General features: G+C 60.8%; 23 protein-coding genes and 3 tRNA genes. 7 read left to right on the top strand and 19 right to left on the bottom strand.

What is annotated here, in order from left to right:
• Positions 1-37 precede the first annotated feature (37 nt).
• From arsH to DOM27_RS12985, 10 genes are all read right to left on the bottom strand, one after another.
• The gene (gene arsH / locus DOM27_RS13030; RefSeq protein WP_223162344.1) at positions 38-775 is read right to left on the bottom strand and encodes an arsenical resistance protein ArsH; all 738 of its coding nucleotides are present in this window, start codon (positions 773-775) and stop codon (positions 38-40) included.
• The gene (gene arsC, locus DOM27_RS13025; RefSeq protein WP_110656500.1) at positions 768-1,184 is read right to left on the bottom strand and encodes an arsenate reductase (glutaredoxin); all 417 of its coding nucleotides are present in this window, start codon (positions 1,182-1,184) and stop codon (positions 768-770) included. The genes arsH and arsC overlap by 8 nt, the downstream gene beginning before the upstream one ends.
• Positions 1,185-1,191: 7 nt before the next feature.
• Entirely contained in the window at positions 1,192-1,542 is a 351-nt protein-coding gene (locus DOM27_RS13020; protein ID WP_110656499.1) for an ArsR/SmtB family transcription factor, read from the bottom strand.
• 222 nt (positions 1,543-1,764) lie between these two features.
• Complete coding sequence (locus tag DOM27_RS13015; protein ID WP_110656498.1) at positions 1,765-2,376, bottom strand: LysE family translocator; 612 nt, start codon at positions 2,374-2,376, stop codon at positions 1,765-1,767.
• A gap of 651 nt (positions 2,377-3,027) precedes the next feature.
• A tRNA-Thr gene (locus DOM27_RS13010) sits at positions 3,028-3,103 on the bottom strand.
• Between the two features lie 20 nt (positions 3,104-3,123).
• Positions 3,124-3,198: transfer RNA gene (locus tag DOM27_RS13005), tRNA-Gln, on the bottom strand.
• Positions 3,199-3,205: 7 nt separating this feature from the next.
• Positions 3,206-3,281, bottom strand: a tRNA-Phe gene (locus DOM27_RS13000).
• A 92-nt stretch (positions 3,282-3,373) separates the two neighbouring features.
• Complete coding sequence (locus DOM27_RS12995) at positions 3,374-3,646, bottom strand: oxidative damage protection protein (RefSeq protein ID WP_110656497.1); 273 nt, start codon at positions 3,644-3,646, stop codon at positions 3,374-3,376.
• A gap of 13 nt (positions 3,647-3,659) precedes the next feature.
• Entirely contained in the window at positions 3,660-4,745 is a 1,086-nt protein-coding gene (gene mutY / locus DOM27_RS12990) for an A/G-specific adenine glycosylase (RefSeq protein WP_110656496.1), read from the bottom strand.
• Between the two features lie 130 nt (positions 4,746-4,875).
• Entirely contained in the window at positions 4,876-7,311 is a 2,436-nt protein-coding gene (locus tag DOM27_RS12985; protein WP_110656495.1) for an AsmA family protein, read from the bottom strand.
• A 279-nt stretch (positions 7,312-7,590) separates the two neighbouring features.
• Between DOM27_RS12985 and hisB the strand changes: the two genes are divergently transcribed.
• From hisB to hisF, 4 genes are all read left to right on the top strand, one after another.
• Entirely contained in the window at positions 7,591-8,184 is a 594-nt protein-coding gene (gene hisB / locus DOM27_RS12980; protein WP_110656494.1) for an imidazoleglycerol-phosphate dehydratase HisB, read from the top strand.
• A 40-nt stretch (positions 8,185-8,224) separates the two neighbouring features.
• Entirely contained in the window at positions 8,225-8,866 is a 642-nt protein-coding gene (gene hisH, locus DOM27_RS12975; protein ID WP_110656493.1) for an imidazole glycerol phosphate synthase subunit HisH, read from the top strand.
• A gap of 74 nt (positions 8,867-8,940) precedes the next feature.
• Positions 8,941-9,723, top strand: a complete 783-nt coding sequence (gene hisA, locus DOM27_RS12970; protein ID WP_110656492.1) for a 1-(5-phosphoribosyl)-5-[(5-phosphoribosylamino)methylideneamino]imidazole-4-carboxamide isomerase — start codon at positions 8,941-8,943, stop codon at positions 9,721-9,723.
• Complete coding sequence (gene hisF / locus DOM27_RS12965) at positions 9,720-10,493, top strand: imidazole glycerol phosphate synthase subunit HisF (protein WP_110656491.1); 774 nt, start codon at positions 9,720-9,722, stop codon at positions 10,491-10,493. Before hisA ends, hisF begins: the two co-directional genes overlap by 4 nt.
• A 196-nt stretch (positions 10,494-10,689) precedes the next feature.
• Here the strand turns inward: hisF and DOM27_RS12960 are convergent, their stop codons facing one another.
• The 3 genes from DOM27_RS12960 to DOM27_RS12950 form a co-directional block, all read right to left on the bottom strand.
• Positions 10,690-11,466, bottom strand: coding sequence for an RsiV family protein (locus DOM27_RS12960; protein ID WP_110656490.1), 777 nt, complete (start codon positions 11,464-11,466; stop codon positions 10,690-10,692).
• A gap of 109 nt (positions 11,467-11,575) precedes the next feature.
• Entirely contained in the window at positions 11,576-12,166 is a 591-nt protein-coding gene (locus tag DOM27_RS12955; RefSeq protein ID WP_110656489.1) for a YjaG family protein, read from the bottom strand.
• A gap of 27 nt (positions 12,167-12,193) precedes the next feature.
• Complete coding sequence (locus DOM27_RS12950; RefSeq protein ID WP_110656488.1) at positions 12,194-12,496, bottom strand: MGMT family protein; 303 nt, start codon at positions 12,494-12,496, stop codon at positions 12,194-12,196.
• A 59-nt stretch (positions 12,497-12,555) separates the two neighbouring features.
• Here DOM27_RS12950 and DOM27_RS12945 point away from each other — a divergent pair, with 59 nt between their 5' ends.
• On the top strand, positions 12,556-13,227 hold the full coding sequence (locus tag DOM27_RS12945) for a type 1 glutamine amidotransferase (RefSeq protein WP_110656487.1): 672 nt from the start codon (positions 12,556-12,558) through the stop codon (positions 13,225-13,227).
• 21 nt (positions 13,228-13,248) lie between these two features.
• Here DOM27_RS12945 and mnmH read toward each other — a convergent pair whose 3' ends face one another.
• The 5 genes from mnmH to DOM27_RS12920 form a co-directional block, all read right to left on the bottom strand.
• Positions 13,249-14,364: a tRNA 2-selenouridine(34) synthase MnmH gene (gene mnmH / locus DOM27_RS12940; RefSeq protein ID WP_245392720.1), complete on the bottom strand. Its 1,116-nt coding sequence runs from the start codon at positions 14,362-14,364 to the stop codon at positions 13,249-13,251.
• On the bottom strand, positions 14,361-15,401 hold the full coding sequence (gene selD, locus DOM27_RS12935) for a selenide, water dikinase SelD (RefSeq protein ID WP_110656486.1): 1,041 nt from the start codon (positions 15,399-15,401) through the stop codon (positions 14,361-14,363). The genes mnmH and selD overlap by 4 nt, the downstream gene beginning before the upstream one ends.
• Before the next feature lie 145 nt (positions 15,402-15,546).
• Positions 15,547-16,926, bottom strand: coding sequence for a DNA repair protein RadA (gene radA / locus DOM27_RS12930; protein ID WP_110656485.1), 1,380 nt, complete (start codon positions 16,924-16,926; stop codon positions 15,547-15,549).
• Between the two features lie 190 nt (positions 16,927-17,116).
• Positions 17,117-17,581, bottom strand: coding sequence for a copper resistance protein NlpE N-terminal domain-containing protein (locus tag DOM27_RS12925; protein WP_110656484.1), 465 nt, complete (start codon positions 17,579-17,581; stop codon positions 17,117-17,119).
• Positions 17,582-17,709: 128 nt separating this feature from the next.
• Positions 17,710-18,807: an alkene reductase gene (locus tag DOM27_RS12920; RefSeq protein ID WP_110656483.1), complete on the bottom strand. Its 1,098-nt coding sequence runs from the start codon at positions 18,805-18,807 to the stop codon at positions 17,710-17,712.
• Positions 18,808-19,033: 226 nt separating this feature from the next.
• Here DOM27_RS12920 and hisC point away from each other — a divergent pair, with 226 nt between their 5' ends.
• Positions 19,034-20,092: a histidinol-phosphate transaminase gene (gene hisC, locus DOM27_RS12915; protein ID WP_110656482.1), complete on the top strand. Its 1,059-nt coding sequence runs from the start codon at positions 19,034-19,036 to the stop codon at positions 20,090-20,092.
• A 20-nt stretch (positions 20,093-20,112) separates the two neighbouring features.
• On the opposite strand, the gene DOM27_RS12910 is transcribed toward hisC, so the two are convergent.
• Positions 20,113-20,853 carry an SDR family NAD(P)-dependent oxidoreductase gene (locus tag DOM27_RS12910; RefSeq protein ID WP_110656481.1) on the bottom strand — a complete coding sequence of 247 codons (741 nt, stop codon included), beginning with the start codon at positions 20,851-20,853 and terminating at the stop codon, positions 20,113-20,115.
• A 158-nt stretch (positions 20,854-21,011) separates the two neighbouring features.
• Here DOM27_RS12910 and DOM27_RS12905 point away from each other — a divergent pair.
• Positions 21,012-21,527 (top strand): P-loop nucleotide/nucleoside kinase family protein (locus DOM27_RS12905; protein ID WP_110656480.1); only part of this gene is annotated, 516 nt, incomplete at its 3' end.

The raw sequence follows: 21,527 nt of genomic DNA, 5'->3' as shown, positions 1-21,527 counted from the left end.
GACCTTGAGTTCAGTGAGTACTTTTTAGCGAATACTGCTAGTGAGTGCTTTGGTTGACGCGGCGAGAGAGGGCTTCCGCGCTCTCGACACGCTCGGAATAGCGATCGGTGAGATAGGCCGAGCGACCCCGGGTTAGCCAGGTAAATTTCACCAGCTCCTCGCAGACATCGACGATTCTCATGTAGAGCGGTGACGGCTTCATGCGTCCCGCCTCGTCGAACTCGTTGAACGCCTTGGGCACGGAAGATTGGTTGGGGATCGTGATCATCCGCATCCAGCGCCCTAGGATTCGTAACTGATTGACGGCGTTGAAGCTCTGGCTGCCGCCGGAGACTTCTATCACCGCCAGGGTCTTGCCTTGGGTGGGGCGAACGCCGCCCAGCGACAGCGGGATCCAATCGACCTGCGCCTTCATCACGCCGGTCATCACCCCGTGGCGCTCCGGGCTCACCCATAGCATGCCGTCCGACCATTCGGCGAGACCGCGCAGCTCCTGCACCTTGGGGTGCTCCGCTTCGGCATCGTCCGGTAGCGGTAGCCCGGACGGATCGAAACTACGTACCTCGCAGCCGTACCAGTGCAGCAGCCGGCCCGCCTCTTCGGAAGCCAGGCGCGAGAAGGAGCGCTCGCGCAGCGAACCGTAGAGCACCAGAATTTTCGGTGCATGACGCGGTTCATCGGCGCCGATCAGCGCCTCGACATCGATCGGCTGCAGCTTGTCCGGATCAATATTGGGCAGGTCGTCGAAATCGACCGAATCGTTCATTTCACTCATGCCCCGCCCCATCGGCATGCACGACTTCACCGTCTTCCTTGGTGAACGTCGCAACCGGACTGGCCAGCAGCGCCAGAACGCGCTCCGAAGGCCGACACAGCCGGGCGCCCTTGTCGGTCACCACAATCGGCCGGTTGATCAGGATAGGATGCGCCATCATCGCGTCGAGCAGTTGCTCATCGCTCAGGGCCGGATCGTCGAGGCCGAGCTCTCCGAACGGCGTTCCCTTGCGGCGCAGCAGTTCGCGCGGGGTGATACCGATCATCGAGATCAGCTCGATCAGACGCTCGCGAGTGGGCGGTGTCTCGAGATACTCGATCACCTCCGGCATCTCGCCGGAGGCCTCGATCATCGCCAGCGTGTTGCGCGACGTGCCGCAGTCGGGGTTGTGATAGATCAATGGCTTCATGACGATCTCACTCCTTGGCTTCAATGACAGAACATTCGCCCAATACGTCCAGGAACGGCTCGCAGACCTCCGGATGGCCGCCGCAGCAGTCGTGCACCAGGAATCGGACCGTTTCTTTCATGTGCGAGAGATCCGCACGATAGATGATCGAACGGCTCTGCCGACGCGACATCACCCAACCGGCTCGAGCCAGCACCGAAAGATGGGCCGACATCGTGTTGTGAGGCACGGATAGCTGACGCGCAATTTCGCCCGCCGGAAGCCCCTCGGGCTCATGACGCACGAGTAGCCGATAGGCCTGGAGACGCGTCTCCTGAGACAAGGCAGCAAAGCTCTGGGTAGCGATCGTTATGTCCATATGTCCAACATTAAAGACATATTGTCGGCAATGGAAGCCGAGAGCTCATTCGCTCCCCCGTATCATGGGTGGTCACCCATCCGGGGACGACCACGATCGTCGCATTACACCTTTGAGGGGAACCGAAACAACCAGCAGGAGACCCGCTTCCACCGACCGTTAGTCAAAGCGAGCGCAGAGGCATCACGCCATCCAATGCTGTCGGTGCAAGCTTTGCTGACATCAACGCTTACTGAATGCCAGGCGAGTCGCGAAAAGCAGGAAAACCATACCAGTGGTTCTATCCATCCACTGGATTACTCGTGCATTACGCAGCAAGCGACCGAGCGGGCGAGTTGCTGCGATGAGCGTCAAGGACCATACCGAGCCGATAATGACGTGAATTATCACGAGTCCAAACGTCCAGAAGACTAACGAACTGCCTTGGGGAATGAACTGAGGTAGAAATGAAGCATAGAAGATACCAACTTTAGGGTTTAGCGCGTTTCCTAGAACCCCTTTCAGGAACCAATTTTCTCGCTTGCCCGAGTCCGTTCCCACCGCCCCCATGCTCCGACGAGGCGAAAGCAACATGTTCAGGCCTAGCCAGCATAAGTAAGCGGCACCGCAATATTTCAGCACGCTGTAAGCTAATTCTGACACGGCAACGACAGCGCCCAGGCCAAAGGCAACCGCGGCCCCCCAAAGCAAACAGCCGACATTGATTCCCAGCGCAGCCTTCACCGCTTGCCCAGGACCTTCTATCGAAGCCGTTCTGAGCACTAACGCCGTATCGATCCCAGGAGTCAAGGTGAGCAACGTAGCCGCAAAGGTGAAAGCAATTAGATTTTCCATGACGACTCCCACAAACAAACTAACGCAAGGGATCTCCCGTCCCTACCGACTCTCGATCCCAGTCGATTGCCGATGAACTCAGTGGTGTTTCGGCACATGGAATATCAAACCGGCCGATAACCAACTGCTTTTTATATGAAAATTGAGTGTTAACGTTTGTTTGCATTTCCCGCATCCCATTTTTGCCACAAAACGGCGACAATACTCCCATGCACTGCTCGCACTGAAACAATTCTGTGCAGCCGCAATCGAGTTCATGGTCGCTTTACTGCGATCGTTTACGGCCCACGAGTCAGTCATCCCCGATGACGCTTGTTGGGCCGTTTTTTTGTCCCTGCTTTCTGTCGTTATCGCGCGCCCTTTCGTTCGTAGCGTCGATACCGAAGCGGGCAGGAACCGAATCGCCCCATCGGCATATGTTTGCCAGCCATTTCGTGATCCATGGCGGCAACCTTCTGACTCGTCAGAGGATCCTGGGACAACAGGTGCTGATGGTGAGCATGCGCGATGCGCACTTCGCACCCAAGCTGGGGGGAGGTAGTAAAACTCGATTCGCTGGCGCGGTTGACATTTAACGGACACGCACAAAAAAACCGCCAAATTGGCGGTTTATTGCAAGGCAAAAAGCCTTGTAAAACAATCTCTAAGCTCTGGTGCCGACACCAGGAGTCGAACCCGGGACCTACTGATTACAAGTCAGTTGCTCTACCAACTGAGCTATGTCGGCGAGCATAGAGACGTTAGCGATGGCTGGGGCAGCAGGATTCGAACCTGCGCATACCGCTACCAAAAAGCGGTGCCTTACCACTTGGCGATGCCCCAGCAATGATGGTGGCCAGAGACGGAATCGAACCGCCGACACGGGGATTTTCAATCCCCTGCTCTACCGACTGAGCTATCTGGCCTTCGCCAACGGGGACGCATTTAACCAGCAAGCCGTTTTGGGGTCAAGCCTTTTTATTTCAAAAAGATGAGTTCCCTTCGCGGCATCGAAAAATCACTGGCTGGGCGGTACGTAGCCCTCGGCGTGATCGGTTTCCTCGTTGTCGAAAAACCGGTTCATCTGAGTCATCAGATACTCGCGGGCCTGCGGGTCCAGCATGTTGAGATGCTTCTCGTTAATCAGCCGGGTCTGCTGCGCCTGCCACTCTTCCCAGGCGCGCCTGGAGACGGTCTGCTGGATTTCCTGGCCCTTGGGGCCGGGTAGCGGCGGGAACGCCAGAGCATCGAGCTCCTGCTGGTACTTGCGGCAGAATACGGTCTGCGCCATGAATAACCTCCTGTCATGCGTTGAGTGCGTCGGTCTGGGCCAGTGTCGCTAGCAGGGCCTTGACCGGCGCCGCCAGACCGACGTTGGCGGGTTCGGCGGGATCGACCCATTGCCGATTCGATTCGGCAACGCCGGTAACGACATCTTGATCCGGAAGCCGCGCCGGTCTGGGCGTGATCTTCAGCCGGAAATGGGTGAACGTGTGAGTGAACGGTTGCCAGGCGGATTCGAGATGAACACCTCTGCAGTGCCGTTCCAGCCACTCGTGCAGCTCACTGTCGCCCTCGAACTGCGGAAAGCCCCACAGACCGCCCCAAAGGCCGCTGGGCGGACGTTGTTCGAGCAGCACCCGGCCAGTGGCGTCCCGCAACAATAACATCTGAGTCTGGCGCGTCGGCAACTCGCGCTTGGGCTTGGAACCGGGGTAGCAGCGTTCTTCGCCTTGGTCGTGCGCCACGCAGACATCCTCGAACGGGCACAGCAAACAGCTCGGCTTGCCGCGAGTACAGATCATGGCACCGAGATCCATCATCGCCTGGGTGTAGTCAGGCAGCCGCTTCTCCGGCGTGTAGCATTCCGCCAGTGCCCACAGCCGGGCCAATACGTCGCTCTTGCCGGGCCAGCCCTCCACCGCATGCAGGCGAGCCAGCACGCGTTTGACGTTGCCATCGAGAATCGCGGCACGTTGACCGGTGCTGATACTGACGATCGCCCCCGCCGTGGAGCGCCCGATCCCCGGCAAGGCCATCATGTCTTCGAGATCGTGAGTCGGAAACTCGCCATCGTACTCGTCCACGACGACCTTGGCGGCCTTGTGCAGATTGCGCGCCCGGGCGTAGTACCCGAGCCCGGTCCAAAGGTGCAGCACATCGTCCTGGGGGGCTAGCGCCAGTGCCTGAACGTCCGGGAAGCGCGCCATGAAACGTTCGAAATAGGGGATGACGGTGGTGACCTGGGTCTGCTGCAACATGATCTCCGAGACCCAGATCCGGTAAGGCGTCTTATCGTACTGCCACGGCAATGACTTACGGCCATGCGCGTCGAACCAGTCGAACACGCGCTCGCGAAAGGCCTCGGCCGACAGGGCAATCTCTGTCAAACATCACCTCTTGGGAAAAACCATGGGTGGCCTTTTGGGATCAAACATGGGGCAGCCTTCGAGGCTAGGCACAAGGCGGATAATAAAGCGCCGACATCACGTCGGCGCAGAGATCGGCAATGAGAGGAGTTCACTGGAAAAGGTCCCGAAGCTTGTTACCGATCTTCTCGGAAGCGCCCTCTCCCAGCTTGTCGTCGATCTTCTGGCGGGTCCCGTCGTCGAGCTGCTTGTTCAGCTCCTCGTCGATCCGATCACCGGCCTTGCGCTTGGCCTCACTCTTGGCGAGCTCGGAGATCGAGCTCTGAAACGCCTCACGGTCGAATCCGCACCACTGGCCCGGCGCGTCATTCAGGTTGCCCTGACAGCGAATCGGAAAGTCGATCTTGGCCAGTCTCGGGTTGACCCCGCAGGCAGCCTTGTCGGCGGTATCAGTGAAGCGGGCTGCGGCGCGGTAGTCGAGACGGTTGGTCACCAGGTTGACGTCGCCCTTGCCGGTCACGTCGATACCGGGAATGGCGATGTCGAGATCGTCGTTGTGCGCCACGCCGTCGTCGACTTTCACGCTGGCCTGCAAGCGATCGAAAGCGGTGTCATCGCTCCAATCCCGCGCTGACTCACGCCCTTCCAGCGCCGCCACGGCGGTACACAGCTGACGCGATACGTTGACGTCGAGCATCGCACCGTCGTCGATCCGCAGCGCGGCCTGGCCGTCGAGGTTCTGCTTGAGCCCTTCGGCGGTATTGGTCCGCGAGTCGAAATCGCCCTGCAGGTTGAGCTTACCGCGCAGCGGAGACGCCTTGCCGCTAAAAGCCTGATACAGCGGTGCGATATCCACACCGTTCATGCGCTCCGTGAAGGAGAGCTTGATTGGCGGCTGGCGCAGATCCAGGGCGCTGGAGGCCTGCAACGAACCGTCGTAGAGATTGGCGCTGAGGGAATCGATGCGCTGGCGCCCACCGCTGCCGCTGGTGGCCAGTTCGACGCTGCTCAAGTCGAGGCCCTTGACCTTGAGCGAATCCAACGTCAGGCGGCCTTCCTGCTCGACCCCGGCCAACCAAGCGACGGGGAGCAACTCGGCTCCCTCGACCGCTGCCATTGCTGGCGCAATGCCGAGCGTCGATAGCCATGCGGTGTCCTTGCCGTCGTTACTCTGCGCCCCATCGTTCGCGCTTTGCGCCCGCGGCGCCAGATAGCGGTCGAGATCGAGCTTGTCTCCGGCAAGGTCGAAGTTCAACGACTGACCGTCGAACGCGGCGCCCAGCGAGCCATGAAGCTGGGTGTCGTCCAGCGTCATCTGCAGATCGTCGAGGTCGATATGTTGCGCATCACCGGAAAACGGTCCGCTCAACGAGAGCGCGGTGAGCGCCTTGTCATCGGCGCTGTTCACATCGATACCGAACCGGGTCAGCCAGTCACGAACCGAGAGTGGCGCCAATTCCAAGTGTCCCTGATATCGCGGGCTGTCATTCAACTGCGTGACATCCACGTTGCCCTTGAGATCCAGGCCATCGTCTCCGCTCAAGGCGACGTCATCGAGCGTCGCGGTCTGCGCCTGGAGATCAGCCACGGCATTGCCTTGAAGATCCAGCGACAGCGGCGCTTCCTGCATGGAAGAATGGTAGAGCGAGGCGCCAAGCTGAATCTCGTCGGCGTGATACTGCTTGGCCTGAGTGTCGGCAACCAGCGTCGCAACTTTCAGATTGAGCGCCTGCGCCTGCTCGGCCAGCTTCGGCATTCGGGCCTTGCCGTTGAGCGTCACGTTCTCGAAAGTGTAGCGCCCGGCGCCCAGATCCATCCGCATCTGGCTCTTGAACTGCACATTGCCGTTGACGTCCGGTTGGCGCCCGTCGACATCGAACGAGAGCTGCACCGGGAACGAGGACTGGGGGCTGACGTTGCTGCTCTGCAGGCCGAGGTTGGAAAGGGTGATATCCAACGACTTCTGGCGATCGACGTAATTCACCTGACTATTGGAGACCTTGATGCTGGCGATATCGAATGCAACTGCCTGATCATCACCCTGCTTCAAGCCCGGGCCTTTCTTGTCCGGTTTCGCGGGCGCGGCCTTCTCCGTCTGCGCTGGCTTTTCTGGCTGCGCAACCGTCGTCGAATCGACAGCGTCCGACGACGGCTGACTATCGTCATCGTTATCGGCCAGCCGATCCAGCAGCACCTGCCAATTGCCATGGCCTTGCGAATCGCGGGCCAGGTTGAGACGCATGCCATCGAGGATCAGGCCGTCGACCGACACGTCGCCGGTCAGCAGCGGCGTGAAAGCAACGCTGACTTCGGCATTGTCAAAGCCGACGAAGGGTGCATCGTCCTCGGGCTGCTCGGGAAGCCAGGCCTCGGCATCCTTGACGCTGACGCCGATACGCGGATAGAAAGACCAGGATAGTGGCCCATCGAGACGCAGCTCGAGGCCGCTCTGGTCGCGAACCGCTTCGATCAAACGCGGTTTGAGATCGTTCGGGTCGAAGAACGTGGTGATATAGACCACGGCAACCACGACAAGAATCCCCAGGACACCGACGACCGCCAGCAGCGCTCTGAAAAAACCCTTCATTCGAATCCTCCCTGTGCGCGAACATCGACAGACGCCAGCGGACGATAAACGTTGCACTGCCGGCATTTCGCGCGGCCGGACATGACTTGGTGATGCAGCTCGACGTGCGGTACGGCTTCCGGCATGCCCCCGGTGTCTCCTTGTCGACGGAACGACTTGACTGATCCATGCGGCGACTGGGTGACCGTCGCCCGATAAACACCGCCATTGTAGCGGATGCAGGGCTCGATTCACTATAATGGCGGATTCTCGCCAACCGTACCGGGAGATTCCCCACGCATGTCCGAGCGCATCGCCACGGTGTCGCGCGACACCAACGAGACGCAGATCACGGTCACGGTCAACCTGGACGGCAGCGGCCGCCTGGATTGCCAGACCGGCGTTCCCTTCCTCGACCACATGCTGGACCAGGTGGCTCGCCACGGCATGATCGATCTGACGATCGACGCCAAGGGCGATCTCGAGATCGACGAACATCATACCGTCGAGGATCTCGGCATCACCCTGGGCCAGGCATTCGCCCAAGCGATCGGCGACAAGCGCGGCATCCGTCGTTACGGTCACGCCTACGTGCCACTCGACGAGGCACTATCCCGCGTGGTGATCGATTTTTCCGGTCGTTCCGGCCTGTTCATGGATGTCGAATTCACCCGCGCAGCCATCGGCCGGCTGGATACACAGCTGTTCTGGGAGTTCTTCCAGGGTTTCGTCAATCACGCCCAGGTCACGCTCCATATCGACAACCTCAAGGGCTTCAACGCCCATCATCAGGCGGAAACCATCTTCAAGGCCTTTGGCCGCGCACTACGCGCTGCGGTCGAGCAGGACCCCCGCATGGCGGGCCAGATGCCGTCGACCAAAGGCAGCCTGTGATGCCGTCCCGCGTCATCACCGAATCAGCGAGGAAACCGCAATGACGATCGCCGTGATCGATTACGGAATGGGCAACCTGCACTCCGTGGCCAAGGCGCTCGAACACGTCACTCATGAAAACGTCATGGTGACCCGCGATCCGCGTTCGATTCGCGGCGCCTCGCGTCTGGTACTGCCCGGACAGGGTGCGATCCGCGACTGCATGGGCGAATTGCAGCGCACCGAGCTCGAAGGTCTGGTCAAGGATCTGCTCGAGGAGCAGGCCAAACCGCTGCTCGGCATCTGCGTCGGCCAGCAGATGCTGTTCGATCGCAGTGAAGAGAACGGCGGCATCGATTGCCTGAGCTTTCTGCCGGGCCGTGTGCGTCGTTTCGGCCACAAGCTGATCACGCCCGAGGGCGAGCGCCTCAAGGTGCCGCACATGGGCTGGAACCGCGTGACCCAGCACCATGATCATCCGCTATGGAACGGCATAGAGGACGGCGCACGGTTCTACTTCGTGCACAGCTACTACGTCGAAGCTGCCGATGACGCCAATATCTTCGGCACGACCGACTATGCCGGCGTCGATGCTCATGTGGTCACCGGTCGTGGCACCGTCTTCGCGGTGCAGTTCCATCCGGAGAAGAGCGCCAAGGATGGCCTGCAACTGCTGGAAAATTTCGTCAACTGGGCGCCCTAGGCACTGATCCGAACAGCGCGCTGCGCTCGCCGACTTTTCAGGCAGCACCTCACTGACTCAAAGGATTCGAAACCATGCTGGTGATTCCCGCCATCGACCTCAAGGACGGCCAGTGCGTACGCCTCAAGCAGGGCCGCATGGATGATGCGACCTCCTACGGAGACGATCCGGTCGCGATGGCCGCCCGCTGGGTCGAGGCCGGCGCCCGAAGGCTGCATCTGGTCGATCTCAACGGCGCCTTCGAGGGCAAACCCGTCAACGGTGAAGCCGTCACGGCCATTGCGCGTGCCTTCCCGGATCTACCGATCCAGATTGGCGGCGGTATCCGTAGCGCGGAAACCATCGAGCATTACCTCGCCGCCGGTGTCAGCTATGTGATCATCGGTACCAAGGCGGTCAAGGAACCCGACTTCGTCGGCGAGATGTGCCGTCGGTTTCTCGGCCACGTGATCGTCGGCTTGGACGCCCGAGACGGCTTCGTCGCTACCGATGGCTGGGCCGAGGTCTCGACGGTCAAGGCGGTGGATCTGGCCAAGCGCTTTGCCGATGACGGCGTCTCGTCGATCGTCTACACCGACATTGCCCGCGACGGCATGATGCAGGGCGTCAACGTCGAAGCCACGGCGCAACTCGCCCGTGACGGCGGCCTGCCGGTCATCGCCTCGGGCGGCGTGACCGATCTCGAGGATATCCGCGCGCTGTCCAAGGTTGCCGATAGCGGCATCATCGGAGCGATCACCGGTCGTGCCATCTACGAAGGCTCGCTCGATGTCGCCGAGGCCCAGGCCTTGAGTGACTCGATTCGGGGCGATTCGGTTCGTAGCGACGAAAGCCGCGCCAAGGGAGTCCGCTCATGACACTGGCCAAACGCATCATTCCGTGTCTCGACGTCGACGCCGGCCGTGTGGTCAAGGGCGTCAATTTCGTGGGCATCCGCGACGCCGGCGACCCGGTCGAGATCGCCAAGCGCTACAACCAGCAGGGCGCCGACGAGATCACCTTTCTCGATATCACCGCCAGCCACGAAGATCGCGATACCACCGTCGAGATGGTCGAGCGCATCGCCGGCGAGGTGTTCATCCCGCTGACCGTGGGCGGTGGCATTCGCCGCTGCGAGGATATCCGCACCATGCTGAACGCCGGGGCGGACAAGGTCTCGATCAATACCGCCGCCGTCACCAATCCGGATTTCGTCCGCGAGGCAGCCGAGCGCTTCGGCAGCCAGTGCATCGTCGTCGCTATCGATGCCAAGAAAGTCAGCGCCGACGGCGAACCGCCGCGCTGGGAAATCTTCACCCACGGCGGTCGTCGCCCCACCGGGCTGGATGCGGTGGAATGGGCGCGCAAAATGGTCGAATACGGCGCCGGCGAGCTGCTGCTGACCAGCATGGATCGCGACGGCACCAAGGTAGGCTTCGATCTCGGCGTGACCCGCGCGATCAGCGATGCCGTCGAGGTGCCGGTGATCGCTTCCGGCGGCGTCGGCAATCTCGACCACCTGGTCGCCGGGGTCAAGGAAGGTGGCGCCGATGCGGTACTCGCCGCCAGCATCTTCCACTTCGGCGAGTACACGATTCCCGATGCCAAGCGTTATATGGCCGAGCAGGGTATCGAGATGCGACTGTAGGAGAGTCGCGCAGCATCCCATCGCCTCTACCCCCGGGGAGAAAGCAGTGCCCGGGGAGCCGTTGGAGATCGAAACGAAAACGCCGTGCCTGAATTCAGGCACGGCGTTTTCGTTGGTCGTCTATTTTCAAAGATTAACGGTATCAACCATTGCCGGCATCAACCATTGATCGCGAATCGCGACGATCACTGGCGCCTCAAGGCAGATACCGTGCCTTGAGAATCCCATCGAGCTCTGCATAGGGAATCATCAGCTGCGGCTGCCCCGTCGCATACGGCGCCAGATCATAGACCTGATACTTCACTGCCAATCCGTCCTCCAACGGTGCCACGTTATCGGATACCGCGAACGGCCACTGCATTTCGGACAGCCCGCTGGCTTGATCCGTCTGTAGCCAACGCTGGTGAGCCCGCTTCAAGGCCGTTTCATAGGCGGGGCGCTGTCCCGGAAGCAGCATGTCAGCGAGCTCCACGACCTGCTGTGTACCCCGTTCGATGACCATATAGGAGGTCAACGGCAGGCCGTGAGCGCCGCCGCTATACAGGTAACCATCGAGCTCGATTACCAGCAGATCATCGTGATCCGCCACCTCTTCGGCCTTGAGATCAGCTTCGAAACCGGGCATCTCCGGCACACTCCGGCGGGCACTGCGGGAGGCCGCGAACACCTGATCGGCAAACATGTCGAACGAAGTCGCCTGACCCATCGCGTTACCATCGGGACTATCGCTGAGACCACTCGCCAGCGCGAACAACCGTCGCTCGAGTTCAGCCGACAGTTGCGGCGATTCGGGGAAACGCAAATAAGCGGCATTGACGTTAGCGCAGCTATCGCCCTCGCAATCGGGTTCGTGCACGCTCTTCACGACCGGCTCGGAACGCAACGGATCGCCCCCCCAGTCAGGTAGACTCTGGCAACCCGACAGCAGCACGGCTGCTAATGCCAAACCACCTATCAACCCACGTTTCTGCATGGTGTTCCTCCTTGAACGTTATTCTGGCGTACCGCTCCGTATCTTCGTCGGCGTTATCCACTCCTTCTCTTAGCGTAGCCGGTTATCCACAACCGGTTGATAAGACGGGTCAGTCGAGACTCAGGCCCAGGTTGCTGACACCCTGGTTGCGACCCAGCGTACGCAGCGCCGGGAGATTGTCGAGCTTCGGATCGGCCTCGAGCGCTTCGAGTACGGCGTCCTGGAAATCGCGCTCATCCTGCGTCAGTTCATGCTCGCGGAATAGTACATCGAGACGTTCGGCGTCCTCGCTACCCTCGGTCATCTCGATGTAAGCGCGCACACCATTGCGCGAGACCCGGCTGACTTCCAGCGCGGCTTCCGGGGCCTCACCGCGCAGAGCATCGAGCAATGTGGTAATCGCCATGACGCTCTCCGTGGCCCGACGCGCGCCGAAGCTGTCGTCGGCTTCCGGCGGCTCGACCTCGGCCAGCTTCTCGGCCTGCTTATCGAAGTCGATCTTTGCCGAGGCTATCTTGAGCCGTTCCCACACCAAGTCCAGCACGTTATTCAGTACATTGGGATTTCCCTGGCCGCTCATACCGGCATAGAGTGCATAGTTGGGTACCAGGCGCTCGCTCAGCGCGGCCATGAAGGCGATCTGTCGGCGCGCATCGAGCTGGCGAAGTCTGGCGTTGAAGCTAGCCGTGGGCTGGGTCATGAACTCTCCATCATTCTGGCCACATCGTCATTCTGGCCACATCAAATGCGTCGGTACGCGGCCGCTGGCGTCGAAAACGACGCCTTCCGCGCGTAATTGTTCGTGCTGGCGCTGGGCGCCGCCATGATCCGCGATTCGTCGGCTGGCGCCGATCACTCGGTACCATGGCAAGTCGTGCCCGGTCGGCAATTGCCGCATGGCCGTGCCCACCAGACGCGCCGTGGCCCCTTCCGTCATATGGGCAATCCGACCATAGGTGGTGACACGCCCCGGCGGAATCTGCGCCACGATGGTGTAGATCTGTTCGAGAATCTGAGCGCGAATGGCCATCGCTAAAACTCCGTTTCACGCTTGTCGAGCGAGCCGGTCGCCCCCATGATGAACCTATCATGCATATCTATTTTCTCCAGCATAGCCCGTTGTTTGGCCCCGCCCGCATGGCGGACTGGCTCACCGGCATGGGGCATAGCTACAACCACTGCCGACTGGACGAGGGTGAACTACCGCCGCCTCTTGCGAATTGCGACGCGCTGGTGCTGCTCGACGCGCCCGGGCCACCCGATGCGGCGCTACTCAAGCGTGAACGCAAGCTGATCGACCGCGCCTTGAAGAGCAATAAGCCGGTTCTGGGCATCGGCTTCGGTGCTGGCCTGATCGCAGAGGCGCTCGGCGCCATCGTCTCGCCCGCGGTGCAGCCGGAGATCGGCTGGCAGCCGCTGACACTGGCCGATGAGAGCCCCTTCGATCTGCCGGAAACCTTCGAGGCGCTGCTCTGGCACCGCGACATCTTCGGTTTGCCGGATGGCTGTCTGCCATTGGGTAGCACCCCGGCCGGGCCGGTCCAGGGATTTGCCTGGGATCTGGGTCGCGTCCTCGCACTGCAGTGCCATCTGGAGCTGACGGCTCAAGGTAGCGCAGCGCTTTACGATCACCTTCCACCACCGGCCAGCGAAACGCCCTACGTACAGAGCCGTGACGAAATCCTGCGCGACCCGAAGCGCTTCGACCGTCAGGCGGCACTGCTGGACCGAGTCATGACCGGGTGGCTCGAGGACCGGTAATTCGACTCCATCCATGACTGGCTAGCCAGCGTGCTCGTGCTCCCATTCCCGCGCCACCGCCAGGCAGCTATCCCAATCGCCTACATGAAGTGTCGGCCGAGACTGGCTCTCGATCTGGTGACGCTCCAGTTGATGACGATACATCGGGTCGTAGTACTCCTGCAGCAGCGGCGCCAGCCATGCATCGTGCGCCTGCAGGTTACCGTGGTGCTGAGCCGAGAACGCCCGCTGCTGGGCTTCGAACAGCCGTGCCAGCCGCTCGCCACCCAGGCGTTTGCCGAGTCGCTTCAACGCGCCGGAAAGCTGCTTGCGAAACAGTACCTCGCCCAATTGCGGGCCGTAGTCGCGGTGATAGATCGTGCTCAGGTCCTCGATGTAATCCTTGCGGATCTGCTCCAGACGCCATTCCAACGGCATCTCCACGCGGATACAGGGCGCGGCCTTCATCGACTGCCAGAACGTCGCCGGGATCGCCAGACGACCGATGCGCTGAGACTCGTCTTCGACCACGCGCGCCAGGGGCAGGCGCCTCAGATCCAGCGTCAGGCCATGTTCGAAATCGATCTGCGACGGCCCGGCCATCGGATGCTGACCGAACGCCGAGCCCTTGTGCCGCGCGTGCCCTTCCAGATCGACGCCGGCGTCGAGTGAGTTGATCAGTGCCGTCTTGGCACAGCCAGTGAGGCCGGCAATCAGCAGCAGGGGGGCATGGCTATGGGTTTCAAGCGTCTCGATGAGCCGGTTGCGCATTGCCTTCCAGCCGCCGCGAATTCGCGGCAGTGAATGGCCTCGCTCGGCGAGCCACTGCTGCGAGATCTTCGAACGCATGCCGCCACGGAAGCAGTAGATTACGCTATCTGGCGCCGTTGCGATCACTTGCTCCCACGCCATCAGGCGCGATTCCCGGCGATCGCCGGAAACCAGATCGTTGCCTAGCTCCACCGCGGAGGCCTGACCGGCGTGCTTGTAGCGAATCCCGACCTCGCGGCGCTCGTGGTCGTCCATCAATGGTAGATTGATCGCGCCCGGCAAGGCACCGGACGCGAACTCGATCGGCGCTCGGACGTCGATCAACGGCCGATCCAGCAGCGCCAGATCGGGGTCGATCAGTTCATGACTCCTCTGATCGCTCTTCAACCGCGCACCTCGATCAGGCCGGAACCACCGCGCTTGCTGACGCATTCGCCGAATGCTTCCAGTTTGAGTTGATGCTGGCGACCCACGCGTTCGACGTCATCCGCCCAGGCCGGATCCACCGCCAGCAGCAGTCCGCCGGAAGTCTGCGGATCGCACAGCCACTGCCAATGAGCGGCATCCATTTCCGGCAGCGCCTTGCCGATCGCCTCCCGGTTACGCCCGGTACCACCGGGGACCGCGCCCTGGCGCCGATAAGCTTCGGCTTCGGCGAGCCGGGGTAGCTTGGCGAAATCGATTCGTGCCTCGACACCGCTGGCCGCGCACACTTCACTCAGATGGCCCGCCAAGCCGAAGCCTGTGACATCGGTCATGGCGTGTACGCCCTGGATTCTGGCCAGATCCTCACCAATATCATTGGCGATCAGCATCGTTTCGCGAGCCAGACCGTGATGCCCGGCTTTTAACAGTCCCTGCTTTTCGGCCGTGGTCAGAAAACCGACACCTAGCGGCTTGGTCAGGTAAAGCAGATCGCCCGGTTTGGCGCCGCTATTGAGCTTGAGATTGTCGAGATCGACCAGGCCATTGACCGAAAGGCCGAAGATCGGCTCCGGTGCATCAATCGAGTGGCCACCTGCCAGGGCAACACCCAATTCGCGACAGACGGCCTGGGCACCGGACATAACGTCGCCGGCGATTTCCGCCGGCAGCTTGTCCAGCGGCCAACCGAGAATCCCCAGCGCCATGATCGGCTTGCCGCCCATGGCGTAGACGTCGCTGATGGCATTGGTTGCGGCGATGCGGCCGAAGTCGAACGGATCGTCGACGATCGGCATGAAAAAATCGGTGGTGGAGATCAGCCCGCGACCATCGCCGAGATCGTAGACGGCGGCATCTTCACGACCCTGGTTGCCAACGATCAGCTGCTTGCTCTGGGCGCCCGGGCCAGCCTTGGAGAGAATCCGATCGAGCACGTCGGGAGCGATCTTGCAGCCGCAGCCTGCTCCATGGCTGTATTGCGTCAGGCGGATGGCACTCATGGTTTGGCTCCTCGTCCCATGGCTGGAGATGTTGCTGGTGATATCAATCATTGCCGGACAGTTTAACCGACGCGGCGACGAGACTCAGTGCTGGCGATGATTGGATCGGATTTACCGGCTGGCAAGACGCGAAGGCGTTCCGCAGTCATAACGCTTCCAGCGCCTCGGATAGCTTGTCGACCGCTACCACCTGCATTCCCGCAGGCGCTTTCTTGGGGGCGTTTCCCCGGGGCACGATCGCACGCGTGAAACCATGCTTGGCGGCTTCGACGATGCGCTCCTGGCCGCTGGGGACCGGACGAATCTCTCCGGAAAGCCCCACTTCGCCGAACACCACCAGTTCCCGCGGCAGCGGTCGATTCTGCAGACTGGAGACCACGGCCAGCAGCACCGCGAGATCCGCACTGGTCTCGAGCACCTTGACCCCGCCGACGACGTTAAGGAAGACGTCCTGGTCGCCGGTAAACAGTCCGCCGTGTTTGTGCAGCACGGCCAACAGCATCGCCAGACGGTTGTGGTCGATCCCTACCGCCACGCGGCGCGGATTACCCAGCGCGGATTCGTCGAGCAACGCCTGCACCTCGACCAGAATGGGACGCGTGCCTTCCCACACCACCATGACCAGGCTACCCGATGCCAGCTCCTCGCTCCTCGAGAGGAATATCGCGCTGGGATTCTTGACCTCCTTGAGACCGAGTTCGACCATCGCGAACACGCCGAGCTCGTTGATCGCGCCGAAGCGGTTTTTCTGCCCACGCAGAGTGCGGAAGCGCGAGTCGCTGTCGCCTTCGAGCAGCAGCGAGGCATCGATCATGTGCTCGAGCACCTTGGGACCGGCCAGTGAGCCATCCTTGGTGACGTGGCCGACCAGCATCAGCACGGTGTTGCTCTGCTTGGCGAAGCGCGTCAGCGCTGCCGCCGATTCACGCACCTGGGCGACGCCGCCGGGGGCCGAACCGATATCCTCGAGATGCATGGTCTGGATAGAGTCGATGATCAGCACCTCGGGACGCTCGCGCTCGGACACGGCCAGCAGCGTTTCGATGCTGGTCTCGGCGAGCATCTTGAGACCTTGCGTCGGCAGTTGCAGGCGGTGAGCGCGCATCGCCACCTGGGACAGCGACTCTTCCCCGGTGACATAGAGGACACGCTTGCTCTGGGCCAGACGGCAGGCAGTCTGCAGCAGCAGCGTCGACTTGCCGGCCCCGGGATGGCCGCCCAGCAGCACCGCCGAACCGGGGACCAGACCGCCCCCGAGTACGCGATCGAATTCCTCGAACGTGGTGCTGAAGCGCGGCACCTCGGTGAGATCGACGCCGGAAAGATCGACGACTTCTCGCGAAAGTGCGCCCGCGTAGCCGCCACGTGACCCGCCGCCGGATGTCGCCGCCGCCCCGGGCCGTGCGCCGCCAAGTCGGACCTCGCTCAGCGTATTCCATTCACGGCAGTTGCTGCACTGCCCCTGCCATTTGCTGTAGTCCGCACCGCATTCGGTGCAGACAAAGGCGCTCTTCGCTTTTGCCACGCGCGGCGGTCTCCATCAGGCCCAGTAGAAGTTAGCGTAACGTGTATGGTGCCACAGAAGACCTTTTCACAACGACGACCGACCGATGGCGACTCGCCAGCGACGACCCGTTGGTGACATCCCATAGACGCTTTTCCTCGGACAAAAAAAGGCGGCCAATGGCCGCCTCTTGAGTCATCAACCGTAACACTTACTGACGGGTCAGACGCAGAGTCTCGCCATTTTCGAAACGACGGCGCTGCGGATCGATCAGCTCGAGCGTGCTGTCGTCGATCTTCTGGAAATAGTAGACCTGGCCTTCACCGTTCGGCGTCAGCTCATAGACTGTGGCCTGCGGATCCACTGCAGTGCCGGTCATCACTTCCCACTGACCTTCGTACTGCTCGGGATCCGGGTTCTGCGGGTGGTTCTGGTAGTCGGCCTCGAGGGTGAAGGTGCGCTCCGGTGCTGGCGAGGACTCCTGGCCTTCGAGGTTGACGGTCAAATCGATACCGTCGCAGCTACGGCAAGGCAGTGTGCCTTCGTAGGTGACGGCATTCGACGACATCCCGGCAGAGGAGTCGGCGGTGCCGGTCTGCGTTTGGTTGCCACCGCTGGCACAACCGGCCAATACGGCTACCGTGGCGGCGCTGGCCAGCAACGTCCTGATCTGCATATCGGTTCTCCTTTCACTTCTGGGCCATACAGGCCGCTTGGGCGGCCACGTGTTTACAGGATAGCGGTAAGTCTGCCGCGTGACATCCCATTCAGACGCCGTCGCTCAGGCTGCCACGGGAAAGCGACTCAATCCAGCGTCGGATAGTCGGTATAACCTTCCGCCCCGCCACCATAGAAGGTATCCGGGTTCGGCTCGTTGAGGACGGCCTCGCGGCGGAAGCGCTCGACCAGATCCGGGTTGGCGATATACGGACGACCGAAGGCAGCGGCGTCACCCAGACCGTTTACGATCAACGTCTCCGCCCGCTCGGCCGTGTAGTGCCCGCAGTAGATCAAGGTGCCGGTGAAGCGATCACGCAGATCGCGACGGAAATCATCGCTGAGCTGCGGGCCTTCGCCGGTCCAGTCGGGCTCGTTAATGTGCAAGTAGGCAATCTTGCGGCGATCCAATTCGCCGGCGAGATAGCGCATCATCTCCTGTGGTTCGTCATCCGACAGCCCGAATATTTCGATGAACGGCGATAGCCGCACGCCAACGCGGCCCGCGCCTATTTCCTCCGTCACGGCGTCGACGACTTCGAGCAGCAGACGGGCGCGGTTGACCACGCTGCCACCATAGCGGTCGGTACGCTGATTGCTGCCGGTGGCGAGGAACTGCTGCAGCAGATAAGCATTGGCGGCATGCACTTCGACCAGATCGAATCCGGCGCGCTTCGAGCGCTTGGCTGCCTGACGGTAATCGTCGATCAGCCCCGGGATTTCGTCGAGCTCCAACGCACGCGGGGTGCTGGTCGGATGCTGGCCGGAACTACCGTCTTCGAACTCGACGAAGCAGTTGGCGCCTTCGGCTCGCAACGCACTGGGCGCGACGGGCGTCTGGCCTTCCGGCTGCACCATCTCGTGCGAGATACGCCCGACATGCCATAGTTGCAGAGCCATGCGACCGCCGGCACCGTGAACGGCTTCCAGCACTCGGCGCCAGCCGGCTTCCTGGGCGTCGGTCCAGATTCCCGGCGTGTAGACATAACCCCGCGCGGTCGGAGAGATATTGGTCGCTTCGCTGATGATCAGCCCCGAGTTGGCTCGCTGAGCATAGTATTCGGCTTGCAGCTCACCGGGCACACTATCCGGTGTTCTGGCGCGCGTCAGTGGTGCCATCAGTACGCGATTGGAGAGTTCGACATCACCGACGATGATAGGCGAAAGCAGCTTGTCGTAAGCCATGGGATACCTTTAAAAATAGTCATATGGATCGGATGCTTTTTAGATGGCGATCGTTAGACCACTAATCAACCCGAAGGCCCAAACCCGCCGCCGAGGGTCGTCAAGGAGGCCCGAGTGAGCTCGGACCGGTCTGTCTCTGGCGTCCTTGCGCGGGGCCTGGCCAGACGTCACTATGAGCGCTGCCACGCGTATCCAGCCTCTATCAATAACGTGCCCGCGAGAGATCATGAGTCAATTCTGGAGCCCTGCCGTTCGCGCCCTGACACCCTATGTACCGGGAGAGCAGCCACGCGAGAAGTTGATCAAGCTCAATGCCAATGAGCATCCCTACCCGCCATCTCCGTCGGTCCAACAAGCCTTGCATCGATTCGAAATCGATCGCTTGCGATCCTATCCCGATTCGGGCTCCTGGGCCCTGCGACGGGCACTGGCGGAAGTTAACGGCGTGGAGCCAGAACAAGTCTTTGTCGGCAATGGCTCCGACGAAGTATTGGCGCTGGCCTTTCAGACCTTCTTCTGCCAGCCCAAGCCCCTTCTCATGCCGGCGATCAGCTACAGCTTCTATCCGGTCTACTGTAAGCTCTACGACATCCACTATCGCACCGTGGCGCTGGATGATCGCTGGCAGATAGCATTGGAGGCTTTCGACGTCGATAACGGCGGCGTGGTGTTTGCCAATCCCAATGCACCCACGGGCCATGGCCACACTCGTTCGGCGATTGCTCAATTGCTGGATCGGATCACCGGGAGCGTCGTATTGGTGGACGAAGCCTACGTGGACTTCGGCGGTGAAAGCAGCGTGCCATTAATCGAGCAATACCCGAATCTGCTGGTCACCGGGACATTGTCGAAATCGCGTAGCTTGGCTGGCTTGCGTGTCGGTTATGCGATCGGTTCTCGCGAGCTCATCGAAGGCCTGGAGCGGGTAAAAGACTCCTTCAACTCATTCCCGGTGGATATGCTGGCCAGCGATGCCGCCATCGCAGCGCTGGAAGATAGCACTTATTTTCAAAACCGCTGCGATCAGATTATTGCGACACGCGAGTGGACGCGCCAGCAGCTCGAATCGCTGGGCTTCGAAGTCTTGCCATCGCAGACCAACTTCCTGTTCGTTCGCCATACCCAATACAGTGGCGCCAACCTGTTCAGCGGTCTGCGCGAACGCGGCATTCTGGTCAGGCATTTCAACAAGGACGGGCTCAGCGATTTCCTGCGCATTTCGATCGGTACCGATGACGAGATGAACAGTTTGATCGAAGCTCTGCAGGTCATGCGGTCAGCGTGATGACCGTGAGCTCGGTCCCATCAGAACGGTATCGGCTTTCCTGCCCAATCCCAGAAACTGCCGCTCTCCTCAGCGCGGCGGTCGTTCATTACCGCCAACAAACGCTCTGCCACAAAATCTGGCGTGAAAAGCTTGCCTTCCGGAACCCTGCCCTGGAAAGGCTGGGAAAGGCCGGTATCGGTCGTTCCGGGATGCAGGCTGAGTACGATCGCCTGCCGGTTGTAGCGCGCCAGCTCGATGGCGGCCGTACGCAAGAACATATTATGTGCCGCTTTGCTGGCCCGATAGCCATACCACCCACCCAGCTCGTTATCACCGATCGAACCCACTCTGGCCGAGAGGCTGGCGATGATGGCGGGGTGGCGACCCTTGAGGGAATTGACTAACGTCTGGATCAGCAGAACCGGCGTGATGGCATTGACGTTGAAGAGTGTCGCCAGTGTCTCGACATCGAGATCTTCGAGCCGCTTCTCCGGCGAGATGGCCTGCTGCTCGTCATGAAGCAGGCCTATGGCATTGAACAGCAAGTGTAGAGGTGCGTCATTCAATTGCGCCTTCAGTATCTTACGACCCTCTTCGGTCGTGACATCGGCTTTCAGATTTTCGACTCGGGAATCCTCATGCTCGAGCCTCTGACGGGAAACCGCAATGACATGCCCCAGTCGATCACTCTTCAATAGTCGGTTCAGCACGGCCTGACCGATACCACCGCCGGCCCCGGTAATCACAGCGGTGAATCCTTCGGGTAGCGCTTGCAGCATGGCTTGTTTCCTCGTCTGAAGATGAGTCCAACGGTACGGCAAAAAGGCTAGTTCATTCGGTCACGAGAGACGCCATTCGAGATTCCGTTGGCCCAGGCGGCCGGAGGATTCCAACACCCTCGGCGCTTTGATAGCGCAGATTTCACAAGGATATGGAGATGCTGATCATTTTGGGAGGGCTACCTGGCGTCGGGAAGACCTCCGTTGCAAGAAGGGTTGCAGAATCACTCGGCGCGACCCACCTCCGTATCGACACGATCGAACAGGCTGTCTGGGACGCTAACGTACGCCCCGATGATGAACTGGGGCCGGTGGGGTATATGGTGGCCAGCCGCTTGGCAACGGATAACCTTCGCCTGGGTCGCATTGTCATTGGTGATGCGGTCAATTCTGTCGAGGAAACCCGACAGGCATGGCGTAGGGCGGCCGAGTTAGCCAATGCGGAATTCGTGCAGGTTGAGCTGTTCTGCTCGGATGAGGCGACGCATCGAAACCGCATTGAAAGCCGCGAAAGTGATATCGAAAACCTGGAATTGCCCGACTGGACCAAGGTCAGAGCGCGTCATTACGAGCCCTGGAAGAATGTTGATCTGGTGATTGATACAGCGCAAGCGGATATCGAAACAGCGTCACGACAGATTATTGATCTGGTCAATGCACGGCTTTTCCATCGC

Source organism: Salinicola halimionae (assembly GCF_003206065.1).
Taxonomy (GTDB): Bacteria; Pseudomonadota; Gammaproteobacteria; order Pseudomonadales; family Halomonadaceae; genus Salinicola; species Salinicola halimionae.
The sequence above is the reverse complement of the archived record's forward strand: the minus strand, read 5'-3'. Positions and strand labels throughout refer to the sequence as shown.